The sequence below is a fragment of the Sphingomonas sp. SUN019 genome (genome assembly GCF_024758705.1).
Classification (GTDB): domain Bacteria; phylum Pseudomonadota; class Alphaproteobacteria; order Sphingomonadales; family Sphingomonadaceae; genus Sphingomonas.
In genome coordinates this window covers 2,568,002-2,589,435 of sequence record NZ_CP096971.1, presented here as the reverse complement: position 1 = coordinate 2,589,435, position 21,434 = coordinate 2,568,002, and the positions used below count along the sequence as shown (strand labels likewise).

21 protein-coding genes are annotated in these 21,434 nt (G+C 66.1%); 7 read left to right on the top strand and 14 right to left on the bottom strand.

What is annotated here, in order from left to right; genetic code table 11:
* Positions 1-30 precede the first annotated feature (30 nt).
* Entirely contained in the window at positions 31-1,107 is a 1,077-nt protein-coding gene (gene prfA / locus M0208_RS12395; protein ID WP_258891994.1) for a peptide chain release factor 1, read from the bottom strand.
* Complete coding sequence (gene hisS / locus M0208_RS12390; protein WP_258891993.1) at positions 1,104-2,390, bottom strand: histidine--tRNA ligase; 1,287 nt, start codon at positions 2,388-2,390, stop codon at positions 1,104-1,106. The genes prfA and hisS overlap by 4 nt, the downstream gene beginning before the upstream one ends.
* 50 nt (positions 2,391-2,440) lie before the next feature.
* Here hisS and M0208_RS12385 point away from each other — a divergent pair, with 50 nt between their 5' ends.
* From M0208_RS12385 to ppa, 3 genes are all read left to right on the top strand, one after another.
* On the top strand, positions 2,441-3,088 hold the full coding sequence (locus M0208_RS12385; protein WP_258891992.1) for a DUF1345 domain-containing protein: 648 nt from the start codon (positions 2,441-2,443) through the stop codon (positions 3,086-3,088).
* Between the two features lie 202 nt (positions 3,089-3,290).
* A complete protein-coding gene (locus M0208_RS12380) occupies positions 3,291-5,201 on the top strand; it encodes a M61 family metallopeptidase (protein WP_258891991.1) in 1,911 nt (636 codons plus the stop codon).
* A gap of 36 nt (positions 5,202-5,237) precedes the next feature.
* Positions 5,238-5,816 (top strand): inorganic diphosphatase, encoded by a 579-nt coding sequence (ppa, locus tag M0208_RS12375; RefSeq protein ID WP_258891990.1) that lies wholly within the window; start codon positions 5,238-5,240, stop codon positions 5,814-5,816.
* A 3-nt stretch (positions 5,817-5,819) separates the two neighbouring features.
* Here ppa and M0208_RS12370 read toward each other — a convergent pair whose 3' ends face one another.
* The 6 genes from M0208_RS12370 to ispG all read right to left on the bottom strand — a co-directional run bounded on the left by M0208_RS12370 (position 5,820) and on the right by ispG (position 9,668).
* Positions 5,820-6,176, bottom strand: coding sequence for a TfoX/Sxy family protein (locus tag M0208_RS12370; protein WP_258891989.1), 357 nt, complete (start codon positions 6,174-6,176; stop codon positions 5,820-5,822).
* Positions 6,176-6,493 (bottom strand): multidrug efflux SMR transporter, encoded by a 318-nt coding sequence (locus M0208_RS12365; RefSeq protein ID WP_258891988.1) that lies wholly within the window; start codon positions 6,491-6,493, stop codon positions 6,176-6,178. The genes M0208_RS12370 and M0208_RS12365 overlap by 1 nt, the downstream gene beginning before the upstream one ends.
* Positions 6,493-6,969, bottom strand: a complete 477-nt coding sequence (locus tag M0208_RS12360) for a GNAT family N-acetyltransferase (protein ID WP_258891987.1) — start codon at positions 6,967-6,969, stop codon at positions 6,493-6,495. The genes M0208_RS12365 and M0208_RS12360 overlap by 1 nt, the downstream gene beginning before the upstream one ends.
* The gene (locus M0208_RS12355) at positions 6,966-7,865 is read right to left on the bottom strand and encodes a DMT family transporter (protein WP_258891986.1); all 900 of its coding nucleotides are present in this window, start codon (positions 7,863-7,865) and stop codon (positions 6,966-6,968) included. The genes M0208_RS12360 and M0208_RS12355 overlap by 4 nt, the downstream gene beginning before the upstream one ends.
* Positions 7,862-8,185: a hypothetical protein gene (locus M0208_RS12350; RefSeq protein ID WP_258891985.1), complete on the bottom strand. Its 324-nt coding sequence runs from the start codon at positions 8,183-8,185 to the stop codon at positions 7,862-7,864. The genes M0208_RS12355 and M0208_RS12350 overlap by 4 nt, the downstream gene beginning before the upstream one ends.
* Before the next feature lie 358 nt (positions 8,186-8,543).
* Positions 8,544-9,668: a flavodoxin-dependent (E)-4-hydroxy-3-methylbut-2-enyl-diphosphate synthase gene (gene ispG / locus M0208_RS12345; RefSeq protein WP_258891984.1), complete on the bottom strand. Its 1,125-nt coding sequence runs from the start codon at positions 9,666-9,668 to the stop codon at positions 8,544-8,546.
* An 80-nt stretch (positions 9,669-9,748) separates the two neighbouring features.
* Between ispG and M0208_RS12340 the strand changes: the two genes are divergently transcribed.
* Complete coding sequence (locus M0208_RS12340; protein WP_258891983.1) at positions 9,749-10,270, top strand: DUF1993 family protein; 522 nt, start codon at positions 9,749-9,751, stop codon at positions 10,268-10,270.
* A 3-nt stretch (positions 10,271-10,273) separates the two neighbouring features.
* On the opposite strand, the gene M0208_RS12335 is transcribed toward M0208_RS12340, so the two are convergent.
* Positions 10,274-11,374 carry a DUF3089 domain-containing protein gene (locus M0208_RS12335; RefSeq protein WP_258891982.1) on the bottom strand — a complete coding sequence of 367 codons (1,101 nt, stop codon included), beginning with the start codon at positions 11,372-11,374 and terminating at the stop codon, positions 10,274-10,276.
* A 69-nt stretch (positions 11,375-11,443) separates the two neighbouring features.
* Here M0208_RS12335 and M0208_RS12330 point away from each other — a divergent pair, with 69 nt between their 5' ends.
* Genes M0208_RS12330 through M0208_RS12320 form a run of 3 tightly spaced genes read left to right on the top strand, consistent with a single transcriptional unit; the run spans position 11,444 to position 14,801 of the window.
* Entirely contained in the window at positions 11,444-12,589 is a 1,146-nt protein-coding gene (locus tag M0208_RS12330; protein WP_258891981.1) for an acyltransferase, read from the top strand.
* A gap of 40 nt (positions 12,590-12,629) precedes the next feature.
* The gene (locus M0208_RS12325; protein ID WP_258891980.1) at positions 12,630-13,811 is read left to right on the top strand and encodes an acyltransferase family protein; all 1,182 of its coding nucleotides are present in this window, start codon (positions 12,630-12,632) and stop codon (positions 13,809-13,811) included.
* 45 nt (positions 13,812-13,856) lie between these two features.
* Positions 13,857-14,801, top strand: a complete 945-nt coding sequence (locus M0208_RS12320) for an isoaspartyl peptidase/L-asparaginase family protein (protein WP_258891979.1) — start codon at positions 13,857-13,859, stop codon at positions 14,799-14,801.
* A gap of 149 nt (positions 14,802-14,950) precedes the next feature.
* On the opposite strand, the gene M0208_RS12315 is transcribed toward M0208_RS12320, so the two are convergent.
* The 5 genes from M0208_RS12315 to motA all read right to left on the bottom strand — a co-directional run bounded on the left by M0208_RS12315 (position 14,951) and on the right by motA (position 21,418).
* Complete coding sequence (locus M0208_RS12315; protein ID WP_258891978.1) at positions 14,951-16,249, bottom strand: HlyD family type I secretion periplasmic adaptor subunit; 1,299 nt, start codon at positions 16,247-16,249, stop codon at positions 14,951-14,953.
* A 14-nt stretch (positions 16,250-16,263) separates the two neighbouring features.
* On the bottom strand, positions 16,264-17,991 hold the full coding sequence (locus tag M0208_RS12310) for a type I secretion system permease/ATPase (protein ID WP_258891977.1): 1,728 nt from the start codon (positions 17,989-17,991) through the stop codon (positions 16,264-16,266).
* Positions 17,988-19,499 (bottom strand): TolC family protein, encoded by a 1,512-nt coding sequence (locus tag M0208_RS12305; RefSeq protein ID WP_258891976.1) that lies wholly within the window; start codon positions 19,497-19,499, stop codon positions 17,988-17,990. The genes M0208_RS12310 and M0208_RS12305 overlap by 4 nt, the downstream gene beginning before the upstream one ends.
* 147 nt (positions 19,500-19,646) lie before the next feature.
* Positions 19,647-20,555, bottom strand: coding sequence for a flagellar motor protein MotB (locus M0208_RS12300; RefSeq protein WP_258891975.1), 909 nt, complete (start codon positions 20,553-20,555; stop codon positions 19,647-19,649).
* Positions 20,555-21,418, bottom strand: coding sequence for a flagellar motor stator protein MotA (gene motA, locus M0208_RS12295; protein ID WP_258891974.1), 864 nt, complete (start codon positions 21,416-21,418; stop codon positions 20,555-20,557). Before motA ends, M0208_RS12300 begins: the two co-directional genes overlap by 1 nt.
* Positions 21,419-21,434: the final 16 nt, after the last annotated feature.

The window sequence follows — 21,434 nt, the reverse complement described above, 5'->3', positions numbered from 1 at the left end:
CGCGGTCCCCCTCCCCGTACCGGGGAGGATTTACGCATCCAACGTCGCCAACCGCTCCGCCTCATCCTCCGCGATCAGCGCGCCGACCAGCTCCCCCATATCCCCCTGCAAAATCTCCGGCAGCCGGTGCAGCGTCAAATTGATCCGGTGATCCGTCACGCGCCCTTGCGGAAAATTGTACGTCCTGATCCGCTCCGATCGATCCCCCGATCCGACCATCGATTTGCGCGCGCCCGCACGTTCGCTGTGCAGCCGCTCGCGCTCGGCCTCGTACAGCCGCGTCCGCAGCACGCGGAGCGCCTTCGCCTTGTTCTTGTGCTGCGATTTCTCGTCCTGCTGGATCACCACCAGCCCGGTCGGCAGATGCGTGATGCGCACCGCCGAATCGGTCGTGTTGACCGATTGCCCGCCCGGCCCCGACGACCGGTAAACGTCGATGCGCAGGTCGCGCGCCTCGTCGATCTGCACGTCGACGTCCTCCGCCTCGGGCAGCACCGCGACGGTCGCGGCGGAGGTGTGGATGCGCCCGCCGCTTTCGGTGACGGGCACGCGCTGCACACGGTGGACGCCGCTTTCGAACTTCAGCTTCGCGAACACGCCGCTGCCAGTGACGCTGGCGACGACTTCCTTGAAGCCGCCCGCGTCGCTGTCCGACGCGCTGATCAATTCGACCCGCCAGCCCTGTCCCTCCGCAAAGCGCTGGTACATGCGGAACAGGTCGCCCGCGAACAACGCCGCCTCGTCCCCGCCGGTGCCCGCGCGCACCTCCAGCATCGCCGACCGCTCATCCGCCGCATCGCTCGGCAGCAAAGCAAGCGCGAGTTTGCGATCGGCGACCTCCAGCGCGTCGCGGTTGGCGCGCAATTCCTCCTCGGCCATCGCGCGTAGTTCGGGGTCGGCATCCTCGGTCATATAGGCCAGGCTCCCCGCCTCGGCCCGCAACCGCCGCACCTCAGCGGCAGCCTGCGCGACCGGCTCCAGCTCGGCATATTCCTTCGACACCTGCACGAAGCGATCGCCAGAAAGGTCGCCGGTCGCCATCAATGCCGACAATTCATGAAGCCGCGCCTCGATCTGCGCGATGCGGTCTGCGGAGATGGAGGTCATCGGGCATCCCGAAGCGGAATATTAAATGTCTCGGCGAACGCTGTGATCGCATCGTCATGGATCGACTGGAGCGACGTTACTCTTTGGTCGCCTGTCTCCATCTCTTTTATGGACACCTCGCCTCGAGCGAGTTCGTCCCCACCGATGATGATAGTGAAGACCGCTCCAGACGAAGCTGCCTTTTGCATACGGCGCTTCATGTTGCCCTTGTAAGGCATATCGACGGGAAGCCCTTGCCGGCGGATGATCGCCTGTAGCTTTTCAGCCGCAGCTTCAGCCGCAACGTCCTTCGGGACAACGGCGAAGAAAACGCTTTCAGCCAGCGGCTCAGCCACCAACATCCCCAGCCGCTCGACGCCAGCCGCCCAGCCGACGCCCGCGGTCGGCGGGCCGCCGAGGCTCTCGATCAGCCCGTCGTACCGCCCGCCAGCCAGCACCGTCCCCTGCGCACCAAGCCGATCGGTGACGAACTCGAACGCGGTGTGGCGATAATAGTCCAAGCCGCGAACCAGTCGGGCATTACGCGTCCACGCGACGCCCGCAGCGTCCAGCCCGGCCGTCACCGCATCGAAGAACGCCCGGGCATCCGCCGTCAGATACGCGTCGATATCCGGCGCGCTGTCGGCAATCGGGCGATCCTTCGGGTCTTTGGAATCCAGAATCCGCATCGGATTCTTGTCCAGCCGCTTCAGCGAATCCTCGCTCAACGCGTCCCGATGCGCCTCGAAATGCGCCACCAGCGCCGCGCGCCACGCATCGCGCGTCTCCGCATCCCCCAGCGTGTTCAGCTGAAGGGTGACACCGTCGATTCCCAACTCCCGCAACAACTGGTCGGCCAGCACCAGCAACTCGACATCCGCCGCAGGCTCCGGCGCGCCGATCACCTCGGCGTCGATCTGGTGGAACTGGCGGTAGCGGCCCTTCTGCGGCCGCTCATACCGGAACACCGCTCCGCTCGTCGCCAGCTTCAGTGGCGCGTACTGCTGCCACCCCTCGGTCAGGTACGCACGCGCGATCCCCGCCGTAAACTCCGGGCGCAGCGTCAGCGAATCCCCGCCGCGATCGGGAAACGTGTACATCTCCTTCAACACCACGTCGGTGGTCTCGCCGATCGACCGCGCGAACACTTCGGTCGCCTCGAACATCGGAATCTCGATCCGCTCGAAGCAATACAGCTTCCGCACCCGGTCGAACGTTTCCAGCACGTGCGCGAAGCGGCGCTGTTCGTCGCGAAAGATGTCCTGCGTGCCGCGGACGCGGTGGGGGGTCTGGATACGGGCCATTTCGGGCCGGTATCTAGGCGACGTGTCCACCGCGCGCTAGGCTCCGCGTGATGGCACAGAAAGCGCGCTGGTTCGGGATCGGAAAGCGCCTCGCCCCGCCGCGCTTCGTGCTGTTCGCGCTGCTGTTCCTCGCGCTGCTGCCGATCGGCGTGACGCATCACGGCTGGGCGCACGGCGTCATGTTGTCGTTCGACGTCGCCGCCGCGGTATTCCTCGCCTCGCTCTGGCCGTTGTTGAAAAGCGACCCCGACGACATCCGCCACCACGCCGCCGCCAACGACGCGAATCGCACGTTGCTGCTGGGCGTTACCGGCATCGTGACGAGCGTGATCCTGGTCGCGGTCGCGTCCGAACTGATGGGCAAACCCGACCCGCTGGCGATCGCGCTGGTCATCGCCACGCTGGCGCTGGCATGGCTGTTCTCGAACAGCGTCTATGCCTTGCACTACGCGCATCTGTTCTACGGCGACGATGATGCCGACGGGAAGGATAACGGAGGCTTGGACGTGCCGGGGACCGAGGAACCCGATTACGGCGACTTCCTCTATTTCGCCTACACGCTCGGCATGACATTCCAGACCAGCGACGTGCAGGTCACCTCCCGCTCCATCCGCCGCGTCGCGCTCTTGCACAGCCTGGCGGCGTTCGTGTTCAACCTGGGCGTGGTCGCCTTCACGGTGAATGTGCTGGGGAATTAGGCGCATCCCACACCCTCCTCGTCATCCCCGCGAAGGCGGGGATCCATAGTCGCCGGATGATCGATCTTTCCCAGACCGCGGTGATTATGGATTCCCGCCTTCGCGGGAATGACGGAGGTTTTAACGCGCTGTTCGGAAAGCGTCTGGACGGCTGTCCTATCACTGGCCTAAGCCCCGCGCTTTCCCCGACAAAGGCCAGACGATGTATCGTATCGCGTTCGCCGCCCTGCTCCTCGCCTCCGCCGCAACAGCGCAGGTGCCCGCAGGCAACACCGCGCCGCAGCCGGTGCCGTTCGTCGACACGATTCCCGTCGCCGCCGACACGCCCTATCCCGGCACGATCACGCTGGACGTCGACGCGACCGACAATGCGCGCGGCATCTTTCGCGTGAAGGAGACGATCCCGGTCGCAAAGGCCGGGCGGATGACATTGCTCTACCCGAAATGGCTCCCCGGCGCGCACAGCCCGCGCGGCGAGATCGAGAAGCTAGCGGGCCTCATCATCACCGCGAGCGGCAAGCGGATCGACTGGACGCGCGACCCCATCGACGTCTTCGCCTTCCACATCGACGTGCCGGAAGGCGCGAAGACGATCGAGGCGAATTTCCAGTTCATCTCCGCGACCAAGGCCGACCAGGGCCGCATCGTCGCCACGCCCGCGATGATCAGCCTGCAGCCCAATTCGGTCAGCCTCTACCCCGCGGGTTACTTCACGCGGCAGATCCCGGTGCAGATGACGGTCCACTACCCCGCGGGCTGGACCGCGGCGGGCGCGCTGAAGGCGAAGGTCGCCGGGTCGACCTACGCCTATGAGCAGACCAACTACGAGATTCTGGTCGACTCACCGATCCTCGCGGGCCGCTACGGCAAGACGTGGGATCTATCGCCGCGCGTGAAACTGGCCACCTATGCCGACGATCCCGCGGAACTCGTCGCAACCCCGGCGCAGATCGATGCGCACAAGCGGCTGGTCGAGCAGTCGGTGAAGACCTTCGGCGCGCAGCATTACGACAATTACACCTTCCTCGTGTCGATCACCGATCGGCTCGGCGGGATCGGCCTCGAACATCATCGCAGTTCCGAAAACGGCGTGACGCCGGGCTATTTTACGAAATGGGATGAAGGCCCCGGCCGCCGCAATCTGCTCCCGCACGAATATACGCATAGCTGGGACGGCAAATTCCGCCGCGGCGCGGACCTATGGACGCCCGATTTCCGCACCCCGATGCGCGGGTCGTTGCTGTGGGTGTACGAAGGGCAGACGCAATTCTGGGGCTATGTGCTGCAGGCGCGCTCGGGGCTGGTCAGCAAGCAGGATACGCTCGATCAGTACGCCGCGATCATGGCGCTGTACGATTCGCAGCCAGCACGGAAATGGCGCGATCTGGTCGACACCACCAACGATCCGGTCATCAGCGCGCGCAAGCCGAAGGGCTGGACCAGCTGGCAGCGCAGCGAGGACTATTACAATGAGGGGCTGCTCGTCTGGATGGACGTCGATTCGCAGCTTCGCCAGATGTCGGGCGGGCGCAAATCGATCGATGATTTCGCGCGCGCGTTCTTCGGCGTGCGCGACGGCGACTGGGGTGAGCTGACATATACGATCGACGACGTGGCCAGCACACTGAACGCGGTCCAGCCCTACGACTGGCCGGGCTTCCTGACCAAGCGGCTGACCGAACACGCCAAGGGCGCGCCGCTCGCCGGGTTCGAGCGCAACGGCTACAGATTGATCTATACCGATCAGGCGACGCCGTCGTTCAAACAGGGTGAAAAGACCCGCAAAGTCATCGACCTGACCTGGTCGGGCGGGTTCATCGTCGGCAAGGACGCCGAAGTGACCGGCGTGACGTGGGATTCAGCCGCGTTCGAGGCGGGCCTGCGCGTCGGGACGACGATCGTGTCGGTGAACGGCATGACCTATACCGATGATCGAATGAAGGACGCGATCATTGCAGCAACAACCGCGAATACGCCGATCCAGTTAATCGTCAAATCGCAGGACGCCTATCGCACCGTCGCGCTCGACTGGCGCGACGGCTTGCGCTACCCGCGCCTCGAAAAGATCGGCAAGGGAGAGGGCGGCCTGGACAGGTTGCTGGCGCCTCGCTGACGCGGGCGCACCGGAACCATCCGCTAAGGGAAGACCATGCGTATTGACTTGATCCCGGTGGGCAAAGACCCGCCCGACGATTTGAACGTCATCATCGAGGTGCCGACCGGCGGCGAACCAGTGAAGTACGAATTCGACAAGGCGTCGGGCGCGCTGTTCGTCGATCGCATCCTGCACACGCCGATGCGCTATCCGGCGAATTACGGCTTCGTGCCGCACACGCTCAGCCCAGACGGCGATCCGCTCGACGCTTTGGTCGTCGCGCGGTCGCCGTTCATCCCGGGGTGCGTCGTCCGCGCGCGCCCGATCGCTGTGCTGAACCTGGAAGACGAAGCCGGCGGCGACGAAAAACTCGTCTGCGTCCCGGTCGATTCGACCTTTCCCTATTATTCGAACGTCAACGAACGCGGCGACATGCCCGAAATCGTGTTCGAACAGATCGAACATTTCTTCACCCATTACAAAGACCTGGAAAAGAAAAAGTGGGTGCGCGTCGGCACCTGGGGCGGCCGCGACGAGGCGCGCCGCATCACGATCGAAGCGATCGCGCGTTATGAGGAAGCGAAGAAAAAGGGCGAAGAACCGCACGACTACGAGGTCGCAGGGCGCGATTAACGTTCAGGCGCCGGTGCGTTTTTTCCGCACCGGCGCGCGCTGACCTGCCGCAATCCCCAGCCCCGCCCATTCGCGCATCGCGTCCGCATCATCGTACACGTCGTCGGGCGCGCGGCGGTAGTTCATCGTGCCGCTGCGCCCCTCGCCCATCGTATAGGTGAAGCGCGCGCAGCCCGCGTCGTCCCACAGCGCGTCGCTGGTCGCGTCAGCCTTGAACCACAAAACATCGTTGGCCAGAATCGCGAACACCGTTCCGTCGCAGTAGAGCGTTGCCCCGCCCATCATGCGCCGGTGCGTCACCGTGCCGACCGGCGCCAGCGCCTCCGCCACCCAGTCGATCAGGCCGGTGTCGAACGCCATCAGTGCGCGGTCAGTTTCAGCCCGGCGATACACGCGACAAGCCCCACGATCAGCAGCAACCGCACCGTCGTCGACGGCTCGCCGAACCACACCATCCCGATGACGACGGTGCCGAGCGCCCCAATTCCGGTCCAAACTGCATAAGCGGTCCCCAGCGGGATCGAGCGCGCCGCCACCTCCAGCATCCCCATCGACAGCGTGACGCTGGCGAGGAAACCCAGCGTCCAGCCGACGTTCCGAAACCCGTCGACAAACCGCAAACAGGTCGTGAAGCCGACCTCGAACAACCCGCCGACGATCAGCCAGACCCAGGCCATCAGTCGGCCGCCAGCCGCGCCAGCGCATCGCCAGTGACGCGCATCACGGTCCATTCGTCCTGCGCCTGCGCGCCCATCGCCCGGTAAAACCGGATCGCAGGCTCGTTCCAGTCAAGCACCGACCATTCGAACCGTGCGCATCCGCGCTCGACCGCAATCGCCGCCAGTCGCTTCAACAGCGCGGTCCCCGCCCCGCCGCCGCGCGCGTCGGGCGTGACGTACAGATCCTCCAGATACAGCCCGCGCCACCCGGTCCAGGTCGAGAAATTATGGAAGAACAGCGCCATCCCGACCGGCGTCCCATCAACTTCGGCGATCAGCGCCTCCGCCGCGGGGGGCGTCGCAAACAGCGCCTCGCTCAGCAATTCCTCGGTCGCGACGACCTTGTCGGCGGCGCGCTCATAGTCGGCCAGTTCGCGCACGAAGCGCAGGATCGTCGCCACATCGGCGCGTGTCGCAAAACGGATATCGGTCATGCAGCGGCCTCTATCGCACTCTGCGCGATATCGCGACGCCGCGCCGCATACAGGCACGCCGCAACGATCACCGCCGCCCCCGCCAGCGTGAACGGCGACACGCTCTCCCCGAACACCAGCCACCCCAAGACAGCGGCATAGACGAACGAGGTATATTCGGTCGTCGCCAGATACCCCGCCTCGCCATGCGCATAGGCCCAGGCGAGCAGATACAGCGATGCGGTGGCCAGAAACGCGCCGATCACGATCTTTGGCCATTCGCCGGGCGGCGGCAGCACCGCCAACCACGGCGCGGCGCAAGCAAGGATCAATGTCACGATGGTCGACTGGAAGAAGGCGATCTCGCCCGGCCGCGCCGCCTGGCTCTGCAACCGCGCGACGACCAGGTTGATGGCATAGAGCACCGCCGACGCCAGGATCGCGATCGCCCCCTCGAACGCCGCCGGTCCCAGCGCCGCGCGCGATTGCCCGACCATGATGATTCCGACACCCGCCAGCGCCGCGACCGACGCGACGACCACGCGCGGCCCCACCCGCTCGTGCAGAAATAGCGCCCCCAGCAGCAACGCGAGCAGCGGCGCGATGTACGACAGCGCGATCGCCTGCGCCATCGGCACGCGCCCCAGCCCCCAGAAAAACAGCAATGCCATCGCCGCCGTGATCGCGCCCCGCAGCAGGTGCAGCCTGATCGCCCGGGAACTCGGCCGCCCCGCCCCGCCAGCACGCCACGCCATCGCACCCAGCCCGGACGAAATCATCGTCCGCCAGAACAACGCATTATAGACGCCGACCGCCAGCACGAGCGACTTCATGAACGCGTCCATGATCGAAAACAGCCCGATCCCCGCCGCGGCCACGGCAAACGCGACCGCAGGCGAAAGATGGCGCGCGGTCATTCGGCTTCGATCGCGCGATGGCGCGCCAACTCCAGCAGTTCGGGCAAGGCGTTGCGAAGCGCGACGATCAGTTCGGCATTCTCCCGATGCTTCCCGTCGACAGGCACGACGTAATTGCGATCCTGAATATGCGTAGCGGCAACCACGCCGTGAAAGGTCGACTCGCACAGATCATCATTGTCGCCCGACGTATTCGGCTTCGTCGCAACCGCGACGGCCCCCATGCAGAGGTCGTCGTCCATGGAACGCGAATGCCACGGCCCCGGCGTTGCGGCAGCGTGCAGTTCGGCCAGCTTCGCTATGTCGGCTTCGGTCAGCATCGGGCAGGCATATACACAAGTGACGTCGACGACTACCGCTCCGCGGGCGGCGGCTCGCTGATAAAGCCGACACGACGATAACCGATCATTTGCAACTTGAAGATCAGCCCGCCGACGCATCTCCACGGTACGGCACTACCGTTTGTGATGGCTATACTCCTACCAAGATGGGGCAACGCGCGGCGCAGGGCTTTGTCGTCATCTTCCGTAGGGATAGGGATTTTCTGCCCAGCCACCTCAATAGTTTCGAGCGATCCCTTGGTCGAACAACCAACCGCAATATAAACTGGAGGCGGAGCCTTCGCGACTGCGGGCTGTGTCACCGAAATGATGGTCGTCACAAACAGCCCTAGACGCTTCACTCCGCCGCCACCTTCACCGCCTCATCGCTCGCCTCGATCTCGGCCGCCTTCGCCTCCACAAGTCGTACGATATGGTCGATCATGCCCTCGTCCTGCACGTGATGGTCGGTCACGCCCGACAGATACACCATGTGCTTGCCGTTGCCGCCGCCGGTGATGCCGATATCGGTTTCGCGCGCCTCACCGGGGCCGTTGACGACGCAACCGAGGACGGAGAGGCTCATCGGCGTGCGGATATGCTGGAGCCGTTCCTCGAGCGCCTGCACCGTGCGGATCACGTCGAAGCCCTGGCGCGCGCATGACGGGCACGACACCACCCGTACCCCGCGGTTGCGGATGCCGAGCGCCTTCAGGATTTCGAACCCGACGCGCACCTCTTCCTCGGGTTCGGCCGACAGCGACACGCGGATCGTGTCGCCGATCCCGTACCAGAGCAGCGACCCGATCCCGATCGCGGACTTGACCGTTCCGCCCACGAACCCGCCCGCTTCGGTGATGCCTAGGTGCAGCGGGCAATCGACCACCTCGGCCAGTTGCTGATACGCCGCGACCGCCAGAAACAGGTCGGACGCCTTCACCGCGACCTTGAATTCGTGGAAATCATGGTCCTGCAGCAACTTGATATGGTCTAGCGCGGATTCGACCAGCGCCTCCGGACACGGCTCGCCGTATTTCTCCAGCAGATCCTTCTCGAGGCTCCCGCCGTTCACCCCGATGCGGATCGCACAGCCGTTTGCCTTGGCCGCGTTCACCACTTCGCGGACGCGTTCGGCCGATCCGATATTGCCGGGATTGATCCGCAGACACGCCGCGCCCGCATCCGCCGCCTCCAGCGCGCGCTTGTAGTGGAAATGGATGTCGGCGACGATCGGCACCCGCGCCGCGCGGACGATCTGCTTCAGCGCCGCGGTCGATTCCACGTCGGGGCAGGAGACACGGATGATGTCGACCCCCGCCTCCTCGCAGCGCCTGATCTGGTCGATCGTCGCGCGCGGGTCGCTGGTCGGCGTGTTGGTCATTGTCTGTACGGTGACCGGCGCGCCGCCGCCGACGGGAACGTCTCCGACCATGATCTGACGGCTCGTGCGGCGCGTGATGTCGCGCCAGGGACGAAGGGACATGGAAAGCTTCCTATCGGGTTCGGACCCGATATAGCGGCTCATGCGGCGCAACTCCACGGTGCCGATCAGGAGCAGGATAGATGACGCTTTCGCTATACGACGCGACGATTCCGTCGAACCTCCAGATTCTCCGCGCGGTCGACGCGTTGCTCGACAAGGCCGAGGCGTTCTGCGCGGAGACGGGCCTCGCCCCCGCCGATCTGATCGACGCCCGGCTTGCGCCCGACATGCTGCCGTTCGGCTATCAGGTGAAATCGTGCGCCGAACATTCGGTCGGCGCGATCGCGGGCGTGCGCGGCGGCAGCTACTCGCCCGATCTGAAGCCGTGGCCGACCGATTTCGCCGGGCTTCACGCCAAACTGCACGGCGCGATGGCCGAACTGGAGGCGATCGATCGCGACGAGTTCGATTCGCTCGCCGAAACGGACACCGAATTCGCGTTCGGCGAAACACGAATGCCGTTCACCGGCGCGAACTTCCTGCTCTCCTTCTCGCAACCGAACTTCTATTTCCACGCCACCACCGTCTACGCCATCCTGCGCGCGAAGGGCGTGAAGATCGGCAAGCGCGACTTCATGGGGATGCCCAGAATGAAGCGGTAGGAGCTAGCGCGAGAACGCCGCTACCCGCCGCGCGGCGTTCCCGCGCAGGTTCATGTACGCGATGTTGACGTCGACATTGTGGAAATTGCCGAACGGAATCATGAACGCGGTATACGCCTTGCCCGGCGGCGAGATATAGAGCGCGCCGTCCTTCATCCGCCCCGTCACCAATCCGGGTTGCGCAACGTTCGGCTGAATACCGCCGCCATGCAGCCATGACCCGAGATTGGCTGATCTGGGCGAGACCACATCCGCCGTCGTCCAGGTGAACGGATTGATCCCGACATATGGCCGCCGGATCGATTCGGGCGTGTAATTGCTCTGTTTCGCGACGAACCGACGTTGCGCCGGACCATCGCGGCCTTGTGCAAAGGTCGACCACGTGACGACGCAACCCGTATCGTCCGCGCGGCGGCACGGCGTCACGCTATGCCCGCGGAACCAGTCGGCCTCGATCCAATGCCCGATCAGATAGGCGGCGACCATCCGCCGGCCGACCGGCTTGCGGTCGATCTCACGCTCGATCAGCAACCGGCCCAGTCGCGCGCCCTGGCTCTGCCCCGCGACGATGAACGGCCGCCCGCGGTTCCACGTCAGGAACTGCCGGAACGCGCGCGCGATGTCGCCATAGGCGAGCTCGGTCGCCCGCACGCTATTGTCGCTCCACTTGATGTACCCGCCCAGCGTCATCTGCCGATAGCGCGGGGCATAGATCGCGCAGCACTCGTTGAACGCGCTCGCCTGCCCACGGATCGTGGTCGCGTCGATCTTCGCGTTCAGCGCCGCGTCGCGCGGATCGGCGTTCCACATCGTCCGGCTCATCAGCACGGTCGGATAGATGAAGAACACGTCGGCGGGCGCGCGCGTCTGATCCACCCCGCGCACCCCCAGCGGCGTCACGTCCGCCTCGTCGCGCGTCGTCGGCAGCGCCGCCCATGACGATGGCCGTGCATAATCGACCGGCCCGGGCGCGCGGCCAGGGTCGAACGCGAAGGGCGGCGGCTGGTTGTTCCGCGATATCTTCAGCGCCTGCATGATCTGCGCATGCGCCGCGGCTGCGGCGACCGCCATGCCGATCGCGATCGATAACGTCACCACCCGCATGGCCAGCCCCGTAATCATTTGGTTATCGCACCCGCCGTATAGCGCACGCGGACGATGAAGGCGATTGCGGTGAGCGGGAGGCACTACGGACTGGACTGGCTGCGCATCGGCGCGTTCGCGCTGCTGATCGTCTATCATGTCGCAATGGTGTTTGCGCCGTGGGACTGGGTCGTGAAATGGCCCGAGACCTTTCCGGCGCTGATCGCGCCCATGGCGCTGCTGACGCCGTGGCGGCTGCCATTATTGTTCGTCGTCTCGGGCTTTGCGACGCGCCGTCTGCTCGATCGATCGCCCGGACTGATCGCCTTCGTGAAAGGTCGCAGCGCGCGATTGCTGATCCCGCTCGCCTTAGCGCTGGCGGTGCTGCTGCCGCCCGAACTGTGGGTGCGGGTGCGCGAACACGGCGACGGCGAAACGCTCATCAGCTATTGGCTCGGCCATTATTGGAGCCTGACGCCGGTGTACGGCTTCGCGTTCCCGAGTTGGGAGCATCTGTGGTTCGTCGTCTATCTGTGGGCGTACACGATGGTCCTGTCGGCCATGGTCGCAGCATTCGGCAGCGTCGCGATCCAGGAGCGGGTCGACACGCTCGCGCGCGGCCGGCGCGTCGTCTGGGTTCCCGTCGCCCTGCTCGTGCTGGCGAAGCTGGCGCTGCTCTTCGTGGTGCCGGAACGGCAGGGTCTGACGACCGACTGGGGCGGGCATGCGGAATATTTCCCGTTGCTGCTGTTCGGCTTCGCGCTCGGCGGGTCGCCTGCGCTGTGGAATGCGATCGCGCGCAACTGGCGCACCGGCGCGCTGGTTGCGGCGGTGGCCGCGATCGTCGTCGTGTGGGTCGAACTCGCCTATCGTTACCACGACATGCCGCCACACAGCGTCATGGCGGCCGATCGCGCCGCGCGGATCGCGATGGCGTGGGGCGTCATCCTGGTCCTGCTCCGCGCGGCGGACACGCTGTGGAACCACGATCATCCGGCCCGCGCCACGCTGGCGGAGGCGGTGTTCCCCGCCTATCTGATCCATCATCCCGTGCTGGTCATTTTGGCGTGGGAAGCGCCCGCGCTGGGCCTCGGCGCGTTGCAGGGCTTCTTCCTACTGCTGTCAGGAACTGCCGTCGCGTGCGCGCTGACCTATGTCATCGGGCGGGACATCGCGTGGCTGCGACCACTGATCGGCCTTTCGCCGATGCCGCCGCAAAGGTTGCGCACCGCCTGACGGTTTCGCTCACGCGCATCGCCTGCTACCCCCGCGCGCGATGAACAGCCCCCTGCCCCAACGCCATTACGGCCTCGACTGGCTGCGCATCGCCGCGTTCGCGATCCTGATCCTCTATCATATCGGCATGGTGTTCGTGCCGTGGGGCTTTCACGTCAAGCTGCCGGGTGCGGACTGGACGACGGTGCCGATGCTCGCGTCCGCGCCGTGGCGGCTGTCGTTGCTGTTCGTCGTGTCGGGCTATGCCAGCCGCGCGCTGCACCGGCGCGGCGGAAGGACGGCGGCGTTTGCGGCGAACCGCACCTCGCGGCTGATCGTGCCGCTGATCTTCGGCATCGCCGTGGTCGTACCGCCGCAGTCGTGGGTCGAACTGGTGACCAAGCATGCGTATGCCGGATCGTTCGCGACCTTCTGGACCCACGATTATTTCCGTTTCTCGACGCTGGCGGGGATCGTGCTGCCGACGTGGAATCACCTGTGGTTCGTGCTGTACCTCTGGCTCTACACCATGCTGCTGGTGGTGGTGCTGGCGATTGCGCCCGCCGGGCTCCGCAACGCCGCGCAAATGGCGTTTTCGCGCATCTTTACCGGAACCCGCGCGCTGCTGCTGCCGATGGCTTGGCTGATCGTCGTCAGCACATTGCTGTTCCCCGGCGTCGGAGAAACCCACGCGCTGTTCGGCGACTGGGTGGCGCACGCCATCTATCTTCCCGCCTTCCTGTTCGGGTTCGCGATGGCGGCGGCGCCCGGCACGCTGGCGACGTTCGCCAGGCTGTGGAAACCCGCCGCCGCGATGGCGCTGGTGGCTTATGCGATCGTCGCCGGGATCGAACTGAATTGGCCGGTGCAGACCATGCCGCAGCCGTGGGGCCGCATCTTCAGCATCGCCCGCGGCGTCGAGGGGTGGGCGGCGATCGCCGCGCTGATCGGCATCGCCGAAACCTTCCTCAACCGCGATCACCCGGCGCGCGCGATGCTGACCGAGGCGGTGTTCCCGTTCTACATCATCCACCAGACGATCATCGTGATGGTCGCCTATTGGCTGATTCCGGCCGCGCTGCCGCCGTTCGTGAACTTCGCCGTTCTGATCGTGGCGACCGTCGCCGGATGCTGGGCATTCTACCTGATCGGCCGCGCGATACCGTGGGCGCGCCCGCTGATCGGCCTGCGCCGGAAAGCGCGCCCTCGCATCGCCCCCACAAAGCCCGCCCTCGCCCACTAACCGAAAGGCCCGCTCATGCGCCTTCTGATCCTCGGAGCCCTCCTGATGTCCACCCCCGCAACTGCTGCGCCGCAATGGACGCTTGTCATCCACGGCGGGGCCGGCGTGATCGAGCGCGCACGGATGACTCCCGAAAAAGATCGTGAGACGCGCGCCGCATTGGAGCGCGCACTTGCCGCCGGTTCGGCGTTGCTGGACAAGGGCGGCAGCGCGGTCGACGCGGTCGAGGCCGCGGTGCAGGTGCTGGAGGACGATCCGAACTTCAACGCCGGGCGCGGCGCGGTGTTCACCTATGAGGGCACGAACGAGCTCGACGCCGCGATCATGTCGGGCAAGGACCGCGCGGCGGGTGCGGTCGCGGGCGTCACCCGCACGCGCCACCCGGTCAGCCTGGCGCGCAAGGTGATGGAGGACAGCCCGCACGTCTTCCTGGCGGGGAAGGGCGCGGACACCTTCTCCGCCGAACAGAAACTGGAACAGGTCGACCCGTCCTGGTTCGCCACGCCCGAACGCAAGCGGCAGCTCGAGGAACTGAAGTCGAAGCAGGTTGGCTGGTTCGACGTCGACATGAAATACGGCACCGTCGGCGCGGTGGCGCGCGATTCGGACGGCCATGTCGCGGCGGCGACCTCGACCGGGGGCATCACCGGCAAACGCTGGGGCCGGATCGGCGACGCGCCGGTGATCGGGGCGGGCACCTATGCCGACGATCGCGCCTGCGCGGTATCCGCGACCGGATCCGGCGAATTCTTCATTCGCGAAGGCGTCGCGCACGAAATCTGCACGCGCGTGCGGTTTGCGGGCGAACCGTTGCAAAAGGCCGCCGACACCGTGATGGCGGAGGTGAAGGCGCTGGGCGGGTCAGGCGGCGTCATCGTCACCGGGCCGAAGGGCGACATGGCCTGGAGCTTCAACACGCCGGGCATGTACCGCGGCGTGGTGACGGCGGGCGGCAAGCCGAAGGTCGCGATCTATGGTGATGAGGATTGAGGCTTTTTTGGTTCAGCTGCCGCTGAACGAGACGGTGCCAGCCCGCTCCCCGCCCCGCCTCCCATGCAAATATAATGACTTGGGAGGCGAGGCGAGGGAGCGGGCTGGCACCGTCTCATCCGAGTGAGCGGATCAAAAGGCCCGAGCCCCTACTCCCGGAAAGCCGTCTCCGACATCCGCGTTATCGGCGTCAGGATGTACTGCAAAACCGTCCGCGGATCACCCAGCAAGTTCACCTCGGCGGTCATGCCCGTGCCGATCGGCAGCAGCTTGTTCGTGCGGCGGTCGAGCAGCCCTTTCGTGTCGGTGCGGACGTTGACGATGTAATAGGTCGTCTGCGCGCGTTCGTCGACGATCGCGTCGGGGGAGATCGATTCGACCTTCCCGTCGATCCAGCCATAGACCGAACTGTCATAGGCGGTGATGTTGACCCGCGAATGCTGGTTGATCCGCACCCGCGCGATGTCCTCAGGACGGATGCGCGCCTCCACCAGCAATGTATCGCGGCTCGGTGAAATCTCGGCGATCGGCGCACCGGGGGATACCGCCGCGCCCACGGTGGTCACGATCACGCGGTTGATCCGGCCCGCCAGCGGTGCGCGCACGGTGGTGCGGTCGACCCGCGCCTCCAGCGCGGGCAACGATGTGGCGCGCGCGGCCAGATCGGCCTGCGCCTTCGCCAGTTCATCGGCCGCCTTCGCGCGCCAGTCCTGCCGCGCCTGCGCCATCGACGCGCGCGCCTCGGCGACGCTGGCATAGCTGCGCGATACCGTCGCCGCGGCCTGCGCCGCCTCGCTCGCCGCGACGCTCGCCGCGCTTTCGGCCTGCGACAGCATCAACCGCGGCTCGATACCCTTTGCGACCAGGGGCGCGATCGACTCCAGTTCGGTCTTCTTGGCCGCGCTCGCGCTCTGTCGCGCGGCCAGCGCCGATTGCGCTTCGGTCACCGACCGTTGCGCCTGCACGCTGCGGGCGGCGGTCGCGCCGTTGATCCCGGCGAGTTCCTGCATCCGCGCGCTGTGCAGCGCACGCTCTATCTCGATCTGCTCGGCGACGACCGGATTGGTCGCGGCTGGATAGACCGGCTCGCGTCCCAGCACCTCGGCCTTCAGCCGCGCGATCTTGACGCGCAGCGCCGCTGCCTGCGCCTCGCCCGATCCAAGCTCCGCGCCGGTCGCGGTCTTGTCGAGCCGGACCAGCGGCTGGCCCTGCTTCACGATCTGCCCGGTGCGCACCAGTATCTGTTCGACCACCCCGCCCTCAAGGTTGGAGACGGTCTGCAATTGCGAGGTTGCGATCACGCGTCCCGGCCCGCGCACCGTGCGGTCCAGCTTCGCCCACCACGCCCACACGATGAAGATCACGAAGAACGCGACGATCCCCCACAACAGCAGGTTCGACGCCTGCCGTGGTTTCACGCGATCGGTCAGATCCTCTAATCTGGTCATCTGGTTCATGTGCGTCATGCCACCTTGGGTCTGGTCAGCTGCTGCATCACGGTGTCGCGCGGCCCATCGCTGATCACCTTGCCGCGCTCCAGCACGATGATCCGCTGGACCAGTTGCAGGAGCGGCGGACGGTGCGTCACCAGCACCATCGTGCGGCCTTGCACTTCGCGCCCCAGCCGCTCGATCAGGCCGTTTTCGGTCTGCGTGTCCATGCTGGACGACGGTTCGTCGAAGATCAGCAGTTGCGGCTTGCCCGCCACCGCCCGCGCCAGCGCGATCGACTGGCGCTGCCCGCCCGACAGTCCGTCGCCGCGGTCGGCCAGCTTCAGGTCGTATCCGTTGGCGATCTGCCCCATGAACTGGTGCGTGCCCGACAGCTCCGACGCGCGCAGCATCTCGGCATCGTCGACGCCTTCGCGGCCGAGCGTGATATTCTCGCGCACCGTGCCGCTCATCAGCACGCTGTCCTGCATCGCCGCGCCGACGCGCGACCGCAGCGCCTGCGGATCGAGCTGCCGGATGTCGGTTCCGTCGATCATCACCAGCCCGTCTTCAGGCTCGTACAGTCCCAGGATCAACCGTGTGATGGTCGACTTGCCCGACCCCACACGCCCCAGCAGCGCGACGCGCTCGCCCGCCTCGATCGTGAACGACAGGTTGGATATCGCCGGTTCGGTCGCGCCGGGATAGCGGAAGGTGACGTTGCGGAATTCGATCTTGCCCGCGATCGAACGCAATTCCAGCGCCTGCCCGTCCGGCCCTTCGCTCCGCTGCATCATCATCGCGTTGATCTGGCGGTAGGCGGTGCGCGTCTGCGAAAGACGCGACAGCAATTGCGAAATCTGCGCGAGCGGCGCGATCGCGCGCCCCGCCAACAGCGAACAGGCGATCAACCCGCCAGAAGTCAGCTCGCGCGCGGCGATCAGGTTCACGCCGACGATGACGACCCCGGCATAGCTAACCGTGCTCGCCGACCCCGCAACGGTGATCGCGATCGTCGAGATCAACCGCTGCCGCAGCGACGAATCGGACTGCTGCCGCAGCGCCTCGGACCAGCGCGCGGACAGCAGCGGCCCAGCGCCCGCCGCCTTTACCGTCTCCAGCCCGCCGATCGTCTCGACCAGCACCGATTGCTTCGACAGCCCCTCGCGCATCGTCCGCGCCGACAGCCGTTCTAACGCGGGGTTGGTCAGCCAGCCGGTGATCAGCACCAGCGGGATCACCACCAGCAGCACGATCACCACCTTGCCGCCGATCGCCCAGATGACCAGGACGGTCAGCAGCAGGAACGGCACGTCGACGATCGCGGAAAGTGTGGCGGAGGCGAAGAAATCGCGCAGCGCCTCCAGCTCGCGCATCAATCCCGCCAGCGCGCCGGTCGACCCCTTTTTGAGGTCCAACCGGGTCGCCAACAGTTTCTTGAACACGCGCTCGCCGACCTGATGGTCGATGTCCGCGCCCGCGATGTCGACGAAATACGCGCGCAGCGTCTTCAGCACGAAATCGAAGATGATGACGACGCCGAACCCGATCGCCAACGCGGTCAGGCTGGACATCGCGTTGTTCGGGATGACCCGGTCGTACACCACCATCGAGAACAGCGACGTGACGAGCGCGAAGATGTTGATCAGCACCGCCGCCGAAGCGACCTTGAAATAGGTATGCTTGTTGTCGATCATCGGCTCGAGCAGCCACGGCGCGAAGCGCTTCTTCGGATCGGGGACGAGCGAATGGTCGCTCATGGCTGACGTCCTTGATTGGGGCCGTAGGCGGCGTCTGAATCGGTTGCGACGCCAAGCGATGGCAGCAGCAGGCCGGTCTTCGACAGCAACACATAGCGCGAGGCATCGAGTTCGGTCACCGCCTGAAGGTACCCGACCGCGGTCTCGAAATAACTGTCCTCGGCGCCGATCACGTCGAACAACGTGCCGCTGGCGACGCGGAACCGTTCGGCGATCGTGTCGCGCGACCGGCGGCTGGCGACATAGGTCGCCTCCAGCGCGCGCTGCTGCTCCTCCAGCGCCTGCACGTCGGACCAGGCGATCTCGGCGTCGCGCCCGGCCTCGATCGCGACGCGGTCGGCGCGCGCATCGGCGGCGCGGGCGCGCGCGTCGGCCTGCTTCTCCCGCTGTTCGATCCCTCCGAACAGCCGCTGGCGCAACGTCAGGCGCGCGCGCACGTCATAGTCGCGAGGCGTTTCGTAAATGCCGTAGCGTCCGGCATCCAGCCCGGCGGAAATCGTGGGCAGCCGATCCGCCCGCGCCGCCTTGGCATCACGCCGTGCGGCTTCCGCGACCAGCTTGGCGGATTGCACCGCAGGCACGTCGATCGCCTTCGCGACCGCCAGATCCTTGCTCATCGCGGCCGGTCCGGTGAACGGCGCACGGCCCAGCCCGATCGGTGCGGGCTGTCCGGTCAGCGCCTGGAACCGCGATTCGGCCTGCGCCTCCAGCCGCTTGAACCGCGCAAGCCGCGTCTCGGCCGATGCGGTATAGCTGTCGACGCGCGCCACATCGGCCTCGGCCGACACGCCGCGCTGGATGCGCTCCTGCACCATCAGGCGGAGTTCGCGCTGGCTGCCGACGAACGCATCCGCCAGCGCGACCAGGGATCGATAGGTGAAGACGTCGTACCACGCCGCCAGCGTCTCCAGCGCGATGCGGTCTTCCGCACCGGTGATGTCGTTCTCGGCCGCGCGCAGGCGGTCGCGCGATGCGCCGATCCGCGCGTTCGCACTGCCGCCGTCGAGCAGCAACTGGTCGACCGTCAGCAATTGATCGGTACGGCGGTTTGGCCGCGCCTGTTCGATCACGTTTTCGGGATTGTTGCCGAAATTGCGCGACAGCACGCGGTAACTGGTGATCGTCACATCGACCGTCGGGCGGCGCACCGATTTCGCCTCGCCCAGCGCGGCATCGGCCTGATCGCGCGTCGCGACCGCCTCCGCAGCCGCAGGCGCGCGCGCGATCGTCTCGGCGACGATGCGCTGGAGCAGTTCGACCGGCGCGGTCTGTCGCGCCAGCTTCAGCAACGGATCTTCGGTCGCGCGGATCGCCAGCGGATCGCGGCTGTGCAACGGCAGGACGGGCTTTCCCGCCGTTCCGGGCAGCTTCGCCGCGGGCGGCACCACCGGCGTGGGGGCAGGCGCCAGCCGCGAGCCCGACGGCAGCGACGCCTGCTCCGCGTGACCGGCGCGCGCGCCGACCAGCAGCGACGCCGCCAGTCCCACCGCGATCGCCACGCGCGTCACGCCACGCCCCGAACTATCGTCACCAAAACCTCGAAACCCCCCCGGGGACAAGTGTTCGCCCTTACATGGGGGTAGTGTTCGCGCCAAGTGGCAAGAAAGACGCAATTGGCGCGCGTCGCTGTCAGTTTATCCTGCTCCGACGGGGTTTTACCGGCCGAAAACGCCCGCGCGGTACAGCAGGGTGATGGCCACCCGACGGTTGCGCGGGTCGAACGGATCGTTGGTGACCAACGGTTCGCGGTCGGCGACCCCCTCGATCCGGTTGAAGCGCGCCTCGGGAATGCCGCCCAGCGCCAGGCGGCGGCGTGTCGCCTCGGCGCGGCCCGACGCCAGCATCCAGTTGTTCATCGCGCGCGGATCGCCGAACGGCACCGAATCGGTATGCCCGCGGATCATCAGCGGATTGCTGGTCCGCGCGATCCCCTCCGCCACCATGCCGATCAGCGAAGACGCGTCGCTCTGCAGCGTCGTCGTGCCGAGCGCGAACATCGAATAATCGGCGTCGTCGACCAGGTCGATCCGCATCCCGTCCTGCGTCATCACAAAGCGGATATGCTTGGCCAGCGCGGCGAGCGACTTGGTCGACGCGATCTTTTCCGCGACCTGCTTGCGCAGCGCCTGGAAATTCTTGCGGTCCTCCGCCGCCATCGCCTCGGCGCTGCGCAACGATCCCTTCTTGCCCGTGCCCATCAGGTCGCCGCCGGCCCCCTGGGACTTGGCGACGATCGTCGGCAGCCGCGAATTGCCCGATTGCTGGCCGGTCTTTTCCTTGCTCAGCACCGATTCGCCGCCGAACATTCCCGACCCGCCGATGCCGAGCGATTTCGTGTTCAGCACGGTCGGCGCGAAGTAATCGGCGATGCCCTTGCGCTGCTTCTCGGTCGTCGCGCCGAGCAGCCACATCAGCAGGAAGAACGCCATCATCGCGGTCACGAAATCGGCATAAGCGACCTTCCACGCGCCGCCATGATGGCCGCCGTGACCCTCGATATAGATCTTCTTGTAGATGATCTTCGGCGGCTGATTGCTGCCATGCGGCGCGCGCGCGGCGGCCATTATTTACCCCTGAGCCCGTCAAACACCTCGGCGAAACCGGGCTGGTTGGTATGCGCGATTCCCGAGCGTGCGGCTTCGATCACCAGCGGCTGCGGGTGGCCGTGGAGCGAGGCGATGATGATCTGCTTCACCACGTGATAGATTGCGGCATCGGCGTCGATCACCTGCTTCAATCGCGAAGCGAGCGGCGAGACGATACCGTAAGCCAGCAGCACGCCCAGGAACGTGCCGACCAGCGCCGACCCGATCATCCCGCCCAGGACCGCGGGCGGCTGGTCGATCGACCCCATCGTCTTCACCACGCCCAGCACCGCCGCGACGATGCCCAGCGCGGGCAGCGCGTCCGCCAGGCTGGCCAGCGTGGTGTGCGGTCCCTCGACCTCGTGGTGATGCGTCTTGATCGCATTATCCATCACGTCCTCGACCGCGTGCACGTCCAGCGTGCCCGACGACACGACGACCAGCCGCAGCGTATCGGCGATCAGGTTCACCAAGGTATGATCCGCGACCAGCTTAGGATATTCTGTGAAGACCGCCGACGACGTCGGATCCTCGACATGCGGCTCCAGCGCGATCGGCCCTTCCATCCGCAGCATCTTCATCAGCTTGCTGACCAGGAAGATGACGTCCAGATAATCCTGCTTCTTGTACTTCGGCCCCTTGAACACCTTGGCTAGGCCGCCGCCCATCGCCTTCAGTTCCTTGCCCGAATTGCCGATGATCAGCGCGCCCGCCGCCGCGCCGCCGATGATCAGCATCTCGTGCGGCAAGGCGTGCATCACGGGGCCGAGCGCGCCCCCGGTGATCGCGAAACCACCGAAGACCATGGCGATGAGTACGACTAGGCCGATGGCGGCGAACATGGGAATTCCCGGTTAC

What these genes read in the sequence shown, in the direction of transcription:
- motA (WP_258891974.1), bottom strand. Translation starts at nt 21,418, where the DNA reads ATGTTCGCCGCCATCGGCCTAGTCGTACTCATCGCCATGGTCTTCGGT.
- prfA (WP_258891994.1), bottom strand. Translation starts at nt 1,107, where the DNA reads ATGACCTCCATCTCCGCAGACCGCATCGCGCAGATCGAGGCGCGGCTT.
- M0208_RS12315 (WP_258891978.1), bottom strand. Translation starts at nt 16,249, where the DNA reads ATGACCAGATTAGAGGATCTGACCGATCGCGTGAAACCACGGCAGGCG.
- M0208_RS12335 (WP_258891982.1), bottom strand. Translation starts at nt 11,374, where the DNA reads ATGCGGGTGGTGACGTTATCGATCGCGATCGGCATGGCGGTCGCCGCA.
- M0208_RS12340 (WP_258891983.1), top strand. Translation starts at nt 9,749, where the DNA reads ATGACGCTTTCGCTATACGACGCGACGATTCCGTCGAACCTCCAGATT.
- M0208_RS12365 (WP_258891988.1), bottom strand. Translation starts at nt 6,493, where the DNA reads ATGGCCTGGGTCTGGCTGATCGTCGGCGGGTTGTTCGAGGTCGGCTTC.
- M0208_RS12385 (WP_258891992.1), top strand. Translation starts at nt 2,441, where the DNA reads ATGGCACAGAAAGCGCGCTGGTTCGGGATCGGAAAGCGCCTCGCCCCG.
- M0208_RS12360 (WP_258891987.1), bottom strand. Translation starts at nt 6,969, where the DNA reads ATGACCGATATCCGTTTTGCGACACGCGCCGATGTGGCGACGATCCTG.
- hisS (WP_258891993.1), bottom strand. Translation starts at nt 2,390, where the DNA reads ATGGCCCGTATCCAGACCCCCCACCGCGTCCGCGGCACGCAGGACATC.
- M0208_RS12355 (WP_258891986.1), bottom strand. Translation starts at nt 7,865, where the DNA reads ATGACCGCGCGCCATCTTTCGCCTGCGGTCGCGTTTGCCGTGGCCGCG.
- ispG (WP_258891984.1), bottom strand. Translation starts at nt 9,668, where the DNA reads ATGTCCCTTCGTCCCTGGCGCGACATCACGCGCCGCACGAGCCGTCAG.
- ppa (WP_258891990.1), top strand. Translation starts at nt 5,238, where the DNA reads ATGCGTATTGACTTGATCCCGGTGGGCAAAGACCCGCCCGACGATTTG.
- M0208_RS12350 (WP_258891985.1), bottom strand. Translation starts at nt 8,185, where the DNA reads ATGCTGACCGAAGCCGACATAGCGAAGCTGGCCGAACTGCACGCTGCC.
- M0208_RS12325 (WP_258891980.1), top strand. Translation starts at nt 12,630, where the DNA reads ATGAACAGCCCCCTGCCCCAACGCCATTACGGCCTCGACTGGCTGCGC.
- M0208_RS12310 (WP_258891977.1), bottom strand. Translation starts at nt 17,991, where the DNA reads ATGAGCGACCATTCGCTCGTCCCCGATCCGAAGAAGCGCTTCGCGCCG.
- M0208_RS12320 (WP_258891979.1), top strand. Translation starts at nt 13,857, where the DNA reads ATGTCCACCCCCGCAACTGCTGCGCCGCAATGGACGCTTGTCATCCAC.
- M0208_RS12380 (WP_258891991.1), top strand. Translation starts at nt 3,291, where the DNA reads ATGTATCGTATCGCGTTCGCCGCCCTGCTCCTCGCCTCCGCCGCAACA.
- M0208_RS12300 (WP_258891975.1), bottom strand. Translation starts at nt 20,555, where the DNA reads ATGGCCGCCGCGCGCGCGCCGCATGGCAGCAATCAGCCGCCGAAGATC.
- M0208_RS12370 (WP_258891989.1), bottom strand. Translation starts at nt 6,176, where the DNA reads ATGGCGTTCGACACCGGCCTGATCGACTGGGTGGCGGAGGCGCTGGCG.